General features: G+C 72.1%; 9 protein-coding genes and 2 pseudogenes. 5 read left to right on the top strand and 6 right to left on the bottom strand.

Features of this window, described 5'->3' with window-relative positions; translation table 11 throughout:
* The first annotated feature begins 101 nt into the window (after nt 1-101).
* Complete coding sequence (locus tag OG858_RS37795; RefSeq protein ID WP_086749776.1) at nt 102-914, top strand: CDP-alcohol phosphatidyltransferase family protein; 813 nt, start codon at nt 102-104, stop codon at nt 912-914.
* Here the strand turns inward: OG858_RS37795 and OG858_RS37790 are convergent.
* Nucleotides 904-1,131: a zinc-binding dehydrogenase gene (locus OG858_RS37790; RefSeq protein WP_373420835.1), complete on the bottom strand. Its 228-nt coding sequence runs from the start codon at nt 1,129-1,131 to the stop codon at nt 904-906. The genes OG858_RS37795 and OG858_RS37790 overlap by 11 nt on opposite strands.
* Before the next feature lie 38 nt (nt 1,132-1,169).
* On the opposite strand from OG858_RS37790, the pseudogene OG858_RS37785 reads away from it, so the two are divergent.
* Nucleotides 1,170-1,634, top strand: a pseudogene (locus tag OG858_RS37785) (GlxA family transcriptional regulator); the annotation flags it as partial.
* Between the two features lie 4 nt (nt 1,635-1,638).
* Here OG858_RS37785 and OG858_RS37780 read toward each other — a convergent pair.
* Nucleotides 1,639-2,679, bottom strand: a complete 1,041-nt coding sequence (locus OG858_RS37780) for a LacI family DNA-binding transcriptional regulator (protein WP_086749775.1) — start codon at nt 2,677-2,679, stop codon at nt 1,639-1,641.
* Between the two features lie 183 nt (nt 2,680-2,862).
* Between OG858_RS37780 and OG858_RS37775 the strand changes: the two genes are divergently transcribed.
* Both OG858_RS37775 and OG858_RS37770 read left to right on the top strand, forming a co-directional pair.
* Entirely contained in the window at nt 2,863-3,624 is a 762-nt protein-coding gene (locus OG858_RS37775; RefSeq protein ID WP_086749774.1) for an SDR family oxidoreductase, read from the top strand.
* Between the two features lie 81 nt (nt 3,625-3,705).
* On the top strand, nt 3,706-4,716 hold the full coding sequence (locus OG858_RS37770) for a Gfo/Idh/MocA family protein (protein ID WP_319064110.1): 1,011 nt from the start codon (nt 3,706-3,708) through the stop codon (nt 4,714-4,716).
* 81 nt (nt 4,717-4,797) lie between these two features.
* Here OG858_RS37770 and OG858_RS37765 read toward each other — a convergent pair whose 3' ends face one another.
* Nucleotides 4,798-5,811, bottom strand: a complete 1,014-nt coding sequence (locus OG858_RS37765; RefSeq protein WP_179201152.1) for a LacI family DNA-binding transcriptional regulator — start codon at nt 5,809-5,811, stop codon at nt 4,798-4,800.
* A gap of 295 nt (nt 5,812-6,106) precedes the next feature.
* Between OG858_RS37765 and OG858_RS37760 the strand changes: the two genes are divergently transcribed.
* Nucleotides 6,107-7,072, top strand: a complete 966-nt coding sequence (locus OG858_RS37760; protein ID WP_327745332.1) for a glycoside hydrolase family 6 protein — start codon at nt 6,107-6,109, stop codon at nt 7,070-7,072.
* Nucleotides 7,073-7,204: 132 nt separating this feature from the next.
* Here the strand turns inward: OG858_RS37760 and OG858_RS37755 are convergent.
* From OG858_RS37755 to OG858_RS37745, 3 genes and pseudogenes are all read right to left on the bottom strand, one after another.
* A pseudogene (locus tag OG858_RS37755) lies at nt 7,205-7,378 on the bottom strand (DUF397 domain-containing protein); the annotation flags it as partial.
* Nucleotides 7,379-7,599: 221 nt separating this feature from the next.
* Entirely contained in the window at nt 7,600-8,493 is an 894-nt protein-coding gene (locus OG858_RS37750; protein ID WP_319261238.1) for an NlpC/P60 family protein, read from the bottom strand.
* Between the two features lie 266 nt (nt 8,494-8,759).
* A complete protein-coding gene (locus OG858_RS37745; RefSeq protein ID WP_086749769.1) occupies nt 8,760-12,692 on the bottom strand; it encodes an nSTAND1 domain-containing NTPase in 3,933 nt (1,310 codons plus the stop codon).
* Nucleotides 12,693-12,815: the final 123 nt, after the last annotated feature.

The following is a 12,815-nucleotide window of genomic DNA, read 5'->3' as shown; positions in this document are numbered from 1 at the left end:
TCTCCGTGAACGGTCGAGCGGTTCGCCACGTACGCAGCGGTGGAAGTCGCGGACACGGTACGCGGCGATGATCCACTTGTCACACGTTCGGAAGGTATGCGGTGGCCCTGATCAACACATACGACGGCCGGCTGTTGCTCTCGGAGACGACCGTGGGCGCGGGCGCCCAGGTGCTGCTCCTCGCCTTCCTGGGCACGGCGATCGGACTGGGCCCGGCGGGCTGGCTGACCGGGCTGGCCTTCGGGCTCGCCACCTGGGCCGTCCTCAACCGTGCCCTGCTGCGCACCCGGACCCGCACGTTCGGCCCCGCCAACCGCGTCACCCTCGGGCGGGCGATACTCGTCGGCGCCGTCACCGCCCTGGTCGCCGACTCGTTCCAGAGCTCGCCGCCCGTCTCGCTCTTCGTCGGCCTGACCGCCGTGGCCCTGATCCTCGACGGCGTCGACGGCAAGGTGGCCCGGCGTACGAACACCTCGACCGCGCTGGGCGCCCGCTTCGACATGGAGGTCGACGCGTTCCTGATCCTGGTGCTGAGCGTCTACGTCTCCATGTCGATGGGCCCGTGGGTGCTGCTGATCGGTCTCATGCGGTACGTCTTCGTCGCCGCCGCCAAGGTCATGCCGTGGCTGAACGGCGCCCTCCCGCACAGCATGGCCCGCAAGACGGTCGCCGCGATCCAGGGCGTCTTCCTGCTGGTCGCCGCCTCCGGCCTGCTCCCGTACGCGGCCGGCTTCGGCCTGGTCGCGCTGGCGCTGGGCTCGCTGCTCTGGTCGTTCGGGCGGGACATCGCCTGGCTGTTCCGCAACCGGGAGGGCCGGAACGTGCCGACGGCCACGGCGACCGCGAACGAGACGGTGACCATGGCCGTGGTGGCCCCCGCCGAGCGCCGGACCGCCGAACTCGTCACCAGCTGACCGACGGGCTCACCGCGAGCCGACCCCGTACGGGGCCGCTCAGCGCACCGTGAGGACGATCCTCCCGGTCGTCCGGTCGGCGGTAGGTCTCCCCGTGAGCGTGTGCCTCGGCGCCCTCGGCCAGCGGGAAGGTCGCGTCGACGAGCGCCCGCAGTTGCCCCTTCTCCACCAGCTCGGCGATGGCCCACATCCCCTCGTGGTCGGCCTCCACGAGCATCGGTTCCAGCCGTACGCCCAGCTCCGCGGCCCGCTTTCTGTCTGCACCTCGTGCGCAGGGACCAGGGCAGCGAGGTCGCCAACCGGGTCGCCCGCCGCTGCGTGGTGCCGCCGTGGCGGGAGGGCGGCCAGGCTCAGTACATCGAACACCCCGTCCCCCAGGATCCGGCCAGCGGCACCGCCGCCACCCGGCAGTGGGCGCTCGAACACCTGGACGCTCCGCTGGCGCTGGCCGACCTCGCCCAGCACGCCCGGATGAGCCTGCGCACCTTCGCCCGCCGCTTCAACGACGAGGTCGGGAGGAGCCCCGGCCGCTGGCTCGTCCAGCAACGCGTGTCCCGCGCCCGCCACCTCCTGGAATCCACCGACCTCCCGGTCGACGAGATCGCCGGCCACGTCGGCTTCGGCACGGGTACGTCCCTGCGCCGGCATCTGCACGCGGCGATCGGAGTGCCGCCGCTGACGTATCGGCGTACGTTCCGGGCGGGGAGCGCCGCTCCCTGAGGGGCTAGCCGGTGACGGCCCCGGCCCCGGGCGGCATGTTGTACGGCGTCACCACCTGGATCGCCGACGGGAGGAACGGGCCCTCGTCGGGGAGTGCCTGATGGGCTCGCATGATCATCTGGCAGGCGCGTCGTACGTCCTGGCGAAGGTCGTGGTGGAGCACGGCGGAGAGGCGGTGCTCGCGCAGCAGCCGGGTGTTGTCGTGGTCGAGGTCGTGGGCGACGAAGACGTGCGGCTCCCGGCCGAGCGCGGCGAAGGCGTCGAGCGTCGCGGTGTTGCCGCCGCCGATCGAGTAGACGGCGGCGATCCCCGGCTCCCGCCGCAGCGCGTCGAGGACGAGGTCGCGCTGGGTGGCGTCGAGACCGTCGCTGTCGGTGACCTCGACGAGGGTCCGCCGCGGCTCGACGGCCCGCATCACCCCGCGGAAGCCCATCTCGCGCTCCTCCTCGTTGCGGTAGAAGCTGCGGCTGATCGTCACCAGCACGGCACCCGGCCGGTCGCCGAGCCACTGCCGGAGCAGATACGCGGCGGTCGCCCCGGCGGCCCGGTTGTCTATGCCGACGTACGCGCCGCGCGGGCTGCTCGGCAGGTCCGTCACGAAGGTGACCACGGGGACCCCGGCCGCGACCAGCCGTTCGACGGCCGCGGTCACCTCCGGGACGTCCGGCGCCTTGAGGATCACACCCTGCGAACCGCGTCGGCCGATCCGGTCGAGCACCCTGACCATCTCCGAGGCGGACCCCGTCTCCCGGAAGTGGAAGCGGGACCGTACGACGGCCGGATGAAGCGACGGCAGTTCGGCCTCCAGCGCCTCCCGGACCGCCGTGGAGAACCGGTCCGGGGTCTGCATCACGATGTCGACCATGAACGTACGGCCGCCGATGCGCACCTGCGTCCGCTGCCGGTCCAGGTCCTTGACGGCCTGCCGCACCTCACGGGCGGTGCTCTCCCGCACCCCGCCCCGGCCGTTGAGGACCCGGTCGACCGTGGCCTGGCTCAGGCCGGCCTGACGGGCGATCTCACGGATCGTGTAGGGGTGTGTCATGGCGGTGCGTCCTGGATCTCGGCGTGGTCAGGATGATGGGTTTTTGATGGCCCGCTGCGGGTTGTACGAGGGGCCACGCGCCCCAAGACTGACAGAGGCGAGGGCGCCGTGGAAGCTCCCGCGACCAGACCTGTCAACGGACCCGGCACCCCGCGGGGCCCAGCCCGGAAGGAAACTCCCCTCATGGCACTACTCGAGGACAAGGTCGTCCTCGTCAACGGCGGCAGCCAGGGCGTCGGCGCGGGCATCGTCCGGGCGGCCCTGCGCGAGGGCGCGACCGTCGCGTTCACCGGCCGCCGTGCCGAGGTCGGCGAGAGGCTCGCGGCCGACACCGGGGCCACGTTCGTACGGGCCGACCTGGCGGACCCTGCGCAGGTACGCGGCGCCGTGGAACGGGTGGTCGCGGCCCACGGCCGGGTCGACAGTCTCGTCAACGCGGCCGGCCTGACCTCCCGGGGCTCGCTCCTCGACACCTCGCCCGAACTGTTCGACGCCCACATCGCGATCAACCTGCGCGCCCCGTTCTTCGCCATGCAGGCGGTGGTGGAACACCTGGTCGCCCGCGAGGCACCCGGCACGATCGTCAACATCGGCTCCAACTGCGCGCACGGCGGCCCGCCGCACCTGGCCCCCTACTCCGCCGCGAAGGCCGGCCTCGCGGGCCTCACCCGCAACGCGGCCCACGCCCACCGCTGGGACCGCATCCGGATCAACGACCTCAACATCGGCTGGACGGAGACCGAGGGCGAGGACGCGATCCAGCGCGAGTTCCACGGCGCGGGCGACGACTGGCGCGAGCGGGCCGCCGAGCGCCTCCCGATGGGCAGGCTCGGCCAGGTCGACGAGATCGCCGACTTCGTCGTCCTGCTGCTGTCCGCCCGCAGCGGCGTGGTGACCGGTTCGGTGATCGACTGGGACCAGAACGTCCTGGGCACCTCCGACTGATCTGCCTCCACCTGCCTCCACCTGCTTCGACCTCTCTCATCTGCACGCGTTCATCCGCACTTTCCGAAAGGGACACTCGTCATGCGCATTGGCATCCTGGGGCTGGGCCGTATCGGCGCCTTCCATGCCGGGACTCTCGCCGGGCTCGACGTCGTGGAGCAGCTGGTGGTCTCCGACCCGCTGGCCGCGGCCGCCGCGGCCGCCGCCGAGAAGTTCGGCGCGACGGTGGCCGACTCGCCCGAGGCCGTGTTCGCCTCCGGGATCGACGGTGTCGTGGTCACCGCCGCGACGGACGCGCACCCGGGGCTGATCCTGGCCGCGGTCGAGGCGGGCATCCCGGTGTTCTGCGAGAAGCCGGTGGCGAAGACGATCGAGGAGAGCCTCGACGTGCTGCGGGCCGTCCAGGCCAGTGACGTGCAGGTCCAGATCGGCTTCAACCGCCGCTTCGACGCGGGCTGCGTGACCGCCCGGGAGGCCTTCCTCAACGGCGAACTCGGCGAACTCCACACCGTACGCTCCACGACCCTGGACCCGGCGCCCCCGCCGGCCGGGTACGTGGCGTCCTCGGGCGGCATCTTCCGGGACTGCGCGGTGCACGACTTCGACGTCGTCCGCTGGGTGACGGGCCGGGAGGTCGTGGAGGTCTACGCGACCGGCGGCAACCGCGGCGCGGACTACATCAAGGAGGCCGGCGACGTCGACACCGCCTCCGCGCTCCTCACCTTCGACGACGGCACGATCGGCGTCATCTCCAACTCCCGTCACAACGCCCGTGGTTACGACGTCCGCCTGGAACTTCACGGCATGAAGGACAGCATCGCCGCCGGCCTCGACACCCAGCTCCCGCTCCGCTCCGCCGAGCCGGGCGTCACCTTCCCCGCAGGACCGCCGCACAACTTCTTCATGGACCGCTTCGCCCCCGCCTACCGCGCCGAACTCATCGCCTTCACCGAGGTCGTCGCCGGCACCCGCACCTCCCCCTGCACCGTCGCCGACGCCATCGAGGCCAGCTGGATCGCCGAGGCGGCCACGCTGTCGGTGGCGGAGCACCGGCCGGTGCGGCTGGACGAGGTGCGCAGGCAGGCCGGCTGAGGGACCTGCGGCCCGGAACGAGCGGGGCCGCGCGGCCGGGCGGAATCTGCACCCGCCCGCGCGGCCTCGGGCCCCGCTGTGTCAGGTGCTGGAACGGACGACCAGGCGGGTGGGCAGGATCAGCGGGGTGGGGTCCTGACCGTCGATGAGTGCGACGAGCATGCGCGCCATCTCCCGTCCGAGGGCCGTGATGGGCTGGTGGACGGTGGTGAGCGGCGGATCGGCGATCCGGGCCACCGCCAGGTCGTCGAAACCGACCACGGCGACGTCCGCGGGGACCGACCGTCCCGCCCGACGCAAGGTGCGCAGCGCCCCCGCCCCCATGTTGTCGCTGGCGGCGAACACCCCGTCCAGATCAGGGTGTTCGGCCAGCAGCGCGGCCATGACCGCGGCGCCGCCGGACTCGGTGAAGTCCCCCTCCCGCGGCGGAAACGGATCGAGCCCGGCCGCCAGCATGGCGTCCCGGTAGCCGCGATACCGGGCACGCCCCGCCTCGGTGTCCAGACGCCCGCAGAGCGCGGCGACCCGAGTCCTGCCGCGTGAGAGCAGATACTCGGTCCCCTCGCGGGCTCCGCCGGTGTTGTCGACGTCCACGTACCAGCGGGGAACGGATCCGACCGGGCGTCCGCCGAACACCACGGGCAGGTCCGCCTCCTCGGCCGTCCGGGCCAGTGGATCGTCCTCCCGCAGCGCCATCATCATGACGCCGTCGGCGCCCTTGCAGCGGAGCAGTTCCGCCACTCGCTCACGGCCCCGGTCGGAAGCGGCCAGGCACAGCATCAGATGCAGGTCGGCCTCCTCCAGCGCGGCCGAGGCCCCCACGATCACCTGGGCGAAGAACGGATCCGCGAAGATCGACGGTTCCTCTCCGGAGATGACCAGGGCGGCCGCTCGCGTCTGCCGGGTGACCAGGGCGCGGGCGCTCGGATTGGGTACGTAGTCGAGTTGCCGGACGGCCCGCTCGACCGCCTCGCGTTTCGAACGGCTGACGTGCGGTGCGTTGTTGAGGACGCGGGAGGCCACGGACCGGGAGACTCCGGCGAGTTCGGCCACGGCGTCGAGCGTGGGCTGCCGACGCGCCGGATCCGCTGCCATGCCCATGAGCCTCTTCCCCCTGGCCCGAAAACTGGGAGCGCTTCCGGTCATCAGGACGGTAGAGCGTCGAACTCGCGCTGTACAGAGGAAGGTTCGCACTCCGGCCCTTGACAGTTCTCCCAGCCAGCCACACGATACCCACCACACCCCGACGGTTCTCAGTGCAACTGGGAGCGCTTCCAATGGGAGCGCTCCCAGCATCCGGGGAACGCCTTACCACCGCACTTCCTCAGCGCGTCACACGCTCGGGACGAGAGCGCGTGACGTGTCCCTCCCAGGAATTCGAGGTGATGTCATGCGCCGCAGACTCCGGGTCCTGACGGCAGCGCTCTTCGCTCTGCCACTGGCGCTCACCGTCGCGCCGTCCGCCCACGCGGCCGACCCGACCACCATGACCAGCGGGTTCTACGTGGACCCCGATTCCAGCGCGAAGAGATGGGTCGCCGCCAACCCCGGTGACGGCCGGGCGTCCGCGATCAACGCCTCCATCGCCAACACCCCGACGGCCCGTTGGTTCGGCTCCTGGAGCGGAACCATCGGCACCGCCACGGGCGCGTACACGGGCGCCGCGGACAGCCGTGACAAGCTTCCCTTGCTCGTCGCGTACAACATCTACAACCGCGACTACTGCGGCGGGCACTCCGCGGGCGGGGCCGCCTCACCGTCCGCCTACGCGAGCTGGATCGCCCAGTTCGCCGGCGGGATCGGCAACCGCCCGGCCCTGGTCGTCCTGGAACCGGACTCCCTCGGGGACTACGGGTGCATGAACCAGGCCCAGATCACCGAACGCCAGAACATGCTCAGCGGCGCCGTCTCCCAGTTCGCCCGCCAGGCCCCCAACACCTGGGTCTACATGGACGCCGGCAACCCCGCCTGGACGGACGCGGGGACCATGGCCCGGCGCCTCCACGAGGCCGGCGTCCGTCAGGCGCACGGCTTCTCACTCAACGTCTCCAACTACCTCACCACCGCCGAGAACACCGCCTACGGCAACGCCGTCAACAGTCAGCTCAGTGCCCGCTACGGCTACACCAAGCCCTTCGTCGTGGACACCAGCCGCAACGGCAACGGCTCCAACGGCCAGTGGTGCAACCCCTCGGGGCGCCGCATCGGCCCCGCCACCCAGATGGGCGGGGGCGCCGAGATGCTCCTGTGGATCAAGGTCCCGGGTGAGTCCGACGGCAACTGCGGCGTCGGATCCGGCTCCTCGGCCGGACAGTTCCTCCCCGAGGTCGCCTACAAGATGATCTACGGCTACTGATCCTGGACTCCCGGCAGCGCCCGTGACGTGCCGGTGGGCGCCTCCTCGGACGGGAGGCGCCCACTGTCGGGTCCACGAGGTGAGGCCCTGCTGTCGCGGGCTTCCCCCGTCTCCCTGGAATCCCACGCACCCCACGAACCCCACGAACCGCGACCATCCCGCACGTCCGACCGCGAAGTGCGGAAGGGCCACGTCCTTGGAGTCACGTACGCACACGGCCTGCCGGGTGACCGCGACTTCGACGCAGCTGTCACCCTGACTGCCGCTGCAGCTGGACTTGAACCACGCCAGTTCCGTCGAGTTCATAGGTCTGGTTCCCCTCGGAGTCGCTCCAGCAGAGCCCGCGAATCCTCGGCATTCAGGACTCAGGTCGTGCTGTTGCACTGATCCGCTGCCTCGCAGGTCGAACTGAGCGAAGCACAGAACTCGCGCCGGCGACCGTCCCCCTGGCGGTCACCGGCGCGAGCGGCGTCATGGTGCGGGCACTGTCATGGTGTGGGAAGCGTCATGGTGCGGGACGTGTCATGTCACGGTGCGGGAGGGTTGTCCTTGCAGTCGGGCACGCCCTCCAGCCAGGCCGGGCCCTGGATGTAGATGTTGGTGACCCAGGCCTTGTAGTCGGGGAGGTAGGACCAGACGTCGTTCTCGTAGCCCTCGGCGGAGACCAACTCCGCGTGCTTCTGGCAGTGGACGCGGATGGTGGTGGAGTACGGGAAGGCGTAGACGCGGTCGGCCCCGAGGCTGGGCTCGGCCTTGGTCCAGACGTCGGTGCCCCAGGTCCGGTGGATGTTGCCGGTGACCTGGCCGGTGTTGACGCGGACCGCCCCGAAGTAGGTGTTGCCGAGACGGACGTCGCTCACCATGAGCTTGGTGCCGGACTGCCGGGCCTCGACCATCTTGCCCGCGCCGAGGTAGATGGCGATGTGCTGGAGGTCCTTCTTGGTGCCGTAGGCCAGGAGGTCGCCCGGGAGGAGCGGCGCGAGGCCCTGGGCGGCGGTGAAGCGGGCGGCGGCGCGGTGCGTGTAGTACTGCTGGCTCGCGACCCCGTTGAGGATGTCCGAGCCGGCGGCCTGGGCGTACGCGTACCGGACCAGGCCGGAGCAGTCGAAGCCGCGCCGCTCGGGGTCGTGTTCACTGGCCGGGTCGGTGGGGTCCACCTGCCCGTACGTGGGGCCGGGCTGAGCCCCGTGGCCGCCGCCCCAGGTGTACCAGGTGCCGGCGGCGACCTGGGCGCACGCGGCGGCGATGGCCCGCTCGGCGGCCGCGGACGCGCCGGGCGCGAGGGCGCGGCAGTCGTCGGCGGCGGCAGCGGCCGGTGCCGTCTGCGCCGCCTGCGCGGTGGCTGTCAGGGACACCGGCGCCCAGAGGAGGACGGCCAGGAGCGTGATCAGTGTGCGAATGAAAGCGGTCCGGCTCACCATGCCGGGACCCCCGTTTCCTGTTCGGCGTGGATCGAGTGTGGGCGTGGATCAAGTGTGGGTGTGTCGCGCCGTGGCGTGGTCGCGCCGTGGCGTGGTCGCGCCGTGGCGTGGTCGTGCGGTGGTGTGGTGGTGTGGTCGTGCAGCAGCCTGCTGGCGGTACGGCCCGCTCGTCGAGGCCCGTGCGTCGCCCACCCGATCGGGCAACGGGGAAACACTTGGGAAACCCCCTCCGAGCAGGGCGGTCGGCCATCGGCTGAACAGCGCCCTCAGGTGCGACCGCAGGCCGGTTCCGCCGAGATCGGGACCCCCGGCAGGAGGCCGGCGCGTTCGTCGGGGTCCATTCCGGCGCTGAGCCGGCAGATCTGCGCCAGCCTGGCCCCGGGGTCGAGGTCCCACAGCCGTACCGTGCCGTCGGTGCTGCTGCTGGCCACCGTCCGGCCGTCCGGGGCGAAGTCCACACCCCACACGGCGTTGCTGTGGCCGGTCAGGGTCGCCCATGGCCGCCGCGAGGCCACGTCCCACAGCCGCACCGTACGGTCGTTGCCGCTGCTGGCGAGCATCCGGCCGTCCGGCGAGAAGGCGAGGCCCCGGGCGGAGCCGGTGTGTCCGGTCAGAGCGACCTCGAAGCGGTGCTCGCGGACGTCCCACAGACGTACGGTGCCGTCGTTGCCGCTGCTGGCGAGGGTGCGGCCGTCGGGGCTGAAGGCGACGCCCCGCACCGCGCCCGTGTGGCCGGCGAGTTCGGCCAGGGCGCGGTGCGACCGGACGTCCCAGAGCCGTACGGTCAGGTCGTCGCCGACGCTCGCCAGGGTGTGGCCGTCGGGGCTGAAGGCCACGTCGTTGGCGTAGTCCTCATGCCCGTCGAGGGTGGCGACGTCGCGCCGCGAGGCCACGTCCCACAGGCGGACCGTGCGGTCGGCGCCGGCCGAGGCGAGGGTCTTGCCGTCGGGGGCGAAGGCCACCGAGAAGACCTCCCCGGCATGGCCGGTGAGCGTCGCCAGGTGCTTGCGCGAGGCCACGTCCCACAGACGGATCGTGCCGTCGGAACCCGCCGAGGCGAGGGTCTTGCCATCGGGCGCGAAGGCCACCGAGAAGACCGTCTCGGTGTGGCCCGTCAGCCGCTTGAGGAGCCGGTGGCTGCGGGCGTCCCAGAGCCGTACGGTGTGGTCGGTGTCGGCGGTGGCCAGCAGTGACCCGTCGGGGCTGTACACCGCCTGCCAGACCTCCGTGAACGGACGCGCCGTCAGCACCGCTCCGCCCAGCTCCCAGAGGACTACGGACTGGTCGAATCCGGCCGTGGCCAGCAGGGCGCCGTCGGAGGTCACGGCGACCCCCATGACGTAGTCGGTGTGTCCGGCGAGCACCGCGGTCTGCCGGCCGCTGCGCACGTCCCACAGTCGGGTCGTGCCGTCGCCGACCGCGCCGACCACCGCCGTGCCGTCGGGTGTGTAGGCGACTGCGTTGATGTCGTCGCTGCTCCCGGTGAACGTCGCGGTCGCCCGGCCGTCCCGCTTGTCCCGCACGTCCCACAGCCGGACGGTCCGGTCGATGCCGCCGGAGACCACCTGCCGCCCGTCCGGGGAGAACGCCGCGCCCAGCACCTCGTCGGTGTGGCCCCTGAGCACGTCGATCCTCCGGACGCGGTCGGTGTCCCACAGGCGTACGGTCCGGTCGGCGCCGGCGGAGACGAGGGTCTTGCCGTCGGGGGCGTACGACAGCGCGTGGAGCGTGCCTTCGTGGCCCCTGAGCGAGGCGGTGCGCCGGGGTGTGCGCCCGGTCTCCCAGAGCTGGACCGTTCCGTCGACGGTCGCGACGGCGAGCGCTCCGCCGCGCGGGTCGAAGGCCACCGCGCGGGCGCCCTTCGTGCTCGCGGAGAGATGGGCCGTGCGGCGGCGGTCGGCGACGTCCCAGAGGGTCACGGGCCCGTCCGTCGACGTGGCCGCGAGGACGCGGCCGTCGGGGCTGAAGGCGACCGAGCGGACGCGGCCGAGGACGGTGAAGGTGGCGAGTTTCCGATGGTCGCCGCCCGCGCTGCGCAGGATGACGGTGCCGTCGGAGCTGGCCGTCGCCAGTGTCCGGTCGTCCGGCGCGAAGGCCACCACGTTGACCGGTCCACGGTGTCCGCCGAGCCGTGCGGAGAAGGGCTGGGACTGGGTACTGAGCAGGGCGCCGCGTGCCTCGGAGGTGGTGTCGGCCCGGTAGGCCTCCTCCGCGAGCAGCATCGACGCCTCCGGCTGGCCCCCGGCGAGGGATGCGGAGCGCACGGCGAGGGCCTGGGAGCGGGCGACCCGCTCCTGGTCGAGGGCGCCCTCCCGCTGCTGGTAGGCGAGTCCGCCGGCGGTCACGGCGAGCCCCAGCAGGACGACGAGCGTGGCGAGCATGGACTGGCGCAGCCGGACCTGCCGTCCGGCCTGTCTGCGGCGGCCGTCCTCCTCGGCCTGACTTGCCCTCAGAAAGGCCTCCTCGCCGGGCCCGAGCCTGCTCCAGCCGTCCGACTCGTCGGCCCAGGACCGTACTGTGTCCAGCCTCGAACCCCGGTAGAGGGCGGACGGGTCGCGGTCCTCGCGCCCCCATTCGGCGGCCGCGTGGGCCAGTTGCTGGTGGAGGAGGAGTCCGGCCCGGTCGGCGTGGATCCAGTCGCGCAGCCGGGGCCAGGCGTGCAGCAGGGCCTCGTGGGTGATCTGGACGGTGTCGCTGTCCAGGGTGATGAGCCGGGCCCGTACGAAGGCGTCGAGGGCGGCGGCCGTGCCGTCCGCCTCGCCGAGCTGTTCCATCAGGGCGTCCCGGCTCATCCGGCGGCGGGTCGCCCCGGCGCCGTCCGCGACGAGTACCAGCCGGGACAGAATGCGGCGGATCGTCTTCTGTTCGGCCGGGTAGAGCCGGGCGAACGCGTTCTCGGCGGTGCGGGCGATGGCGCCCTGGATGCCGCCGGCCCGTTCGTACCCGTCGACGGTCAGCGCGGAGTCCGTGCGGCGCTGCCAGGTGGCGAGCAGCGCGTGGGAGACCAGGGGGAGGGCGCCGGACGGCGTCTCGTGGGCGCCGATCCCGGTGACCCGCGCGGTGTCCTGGAGTGCTGTCTCCGGTTCGTCGCGCAGGCCGGCGTCGCGCAGGAGAAGGGGGACGAGGCCGGGTTCGAGGGTGACACCGGCGAGTTCGGCGGGGCGGGTGATCGACTCCCGCAGCTCCGTCACGGACATCGGCGCCAGGACGAACAGCCCGTCGGTGAGGACCGGGGTCAGTTCGGGCAGTCCCAGACAGCTGCCGGTGAAGTCGGCACGTACCCCGAGCACCACGACGGCCGGGGCGTGCGTGTCCTCATCCGGCCCGGCCGTCGCCAGGGCGCGGAGCACCCGGACGAAGGCGCGTCGTTCCTCGTCGTCGGAGCAGAGGGTGAACAGTTCCTCGAACTGGTCCACGATCAGGACGAGTCGAGGGGGCGGGGGTCTGCGGTCCCCGAGAGCCGTCGGCGGTTCGTCGGGCAACGCGCGTACCGAGTCGAGCAGGGCGGCGGGGTTCTCCCGCACCTCGTCGGCGGTGATGCCGAGGTCCCCGCCGAGCACCTTGGCGGTGCGTTCCAGCAGTTCGTCCAGCGGGCGCGCGGTGGGGGTGAGCAGCACCACCGGCCAGTGGTCGGCGCCCGGCATCGGGAGATCGCCGCGCCGAAGGGCGGGGACGAGGCCGGCGTTGAGCAGGGACGACTTGCCCGCGCCCGAAGGAGCGACCAGCATCAGCGGTCCACGGCCGACGTGTTCGAAGATCCGTTCCACCAGGGCGGCCGTCGCGCGCTCCCGGCCGAAGAACCATTCCGCGTCCTGCGGGGTGAACGCCGACAGGCCGCGGTAGGGACAAGTCCCGCCCGACGGCCGGGGCCCGGCGTCGGCCTCGCGTTCGCAGTCGGCGTCGCGGGGTGGAGCCTGCTGCACCAGCCGCAGCAATTCACCCTCGGCGCACAGGACTTGGTCGCACAAGCGGGCGACGTCGACAGTGGCGCGTTTCGTACCGGTCTCGATCTTGCTGAGATAGCCCTTGCTGTAGTGGGTCCGGCGGGCCAGGTCGGTGAGCGACAGTCCGCGTTCGCGCCGCAGTCGTCGCAGTTGGGCGGGAAAGGACTGCTGTGCAGGGAGGGATCGCGTGGTCAGCGCGGTCCGCTCCCGGTCGTCGCGGTGCTCTGGGTCATCGCCGAGCTGCGGGTCCCCCAAGGTGTCCCCCAAGGCAGTGCTGGCCGTGAGACGGCGGATGCCCAGGTTACTGTCGGTTCGGTGAGGGTGACCAAGTCTTTCACCCGGAGTGGCGAAAACACGAACGTCCGGAACCGCGGGCAG

The sequence above is a fragment of the Streptomyces europaeiscabiei genome, assembly GCF_036346855.1.
Taxonomy (GTDB): domain Bacteria; phylum Actinomycetota; class Actinomycetes; order Streptomycetales; family Streptomycetaceae; genus Streptomyces; species Streptomyces europaeiscabiei.
This window is presented reverse-complemented; position numbering and strand designations above follow the sequence as displayed.

What these genes read in the sequence shown, in the direction of transcription:
- OG858_RS37790 (WP_373420835.1), bottom strand. Translation starts at nt 1,131, where the DNA reads ATGCTCGTGGAGGCCGACCACGAGGGGATGTGGGCCATCGCCGAGCTG.
- OG858_RS37780 (WP_086749775.1), bottom strand. Translation starts at nt 2,679, where the DNA reads ATGACACACCCCTACACGATCCGTGAGATCGCCCGTCAGGCCGGCCTG.
- OG858_RS37775 (WP_086749774.1), top strand. Translation starts at nt 2,863, where the DNA reads ATGGCACTACTCGAGGACAAGGTCGTCCTCGTCAACGGCGGCAGCCAG.
- OG858_RS37770 (WP_319064110.1), top strand. Translation starts at nt 3,706, where the DNA reads ATGCGCATTGGCATCCTGGGGCTGGGCCGTATCGGCGCCTTCCATGCC.
- OG858_RS37765 (WP_179201152.1), bottom strand. Translation starts at nt 5,811, where the DNA reads ATGGCAGCGGATCCGGCGCGTCGGCAGCCCACGCTCGACGCCGTGGCC.
- OG858_RS37760 (WP_327745332.1), top strand. Translation starts at nt 6,107, where the DNA reads ATGCGCCGCAGACTCCGGGTCCTGACGGCAGCGCTCTTCGCTCTGCCA.
- OG858_RS37750 (WP_319261238.1), bottom strand. Translation starts at nt 8,493, where the DNA reads ATGGTGAGCCGGACCGCTTTCATTCGCACACTGATCACGCTCCTGGCC.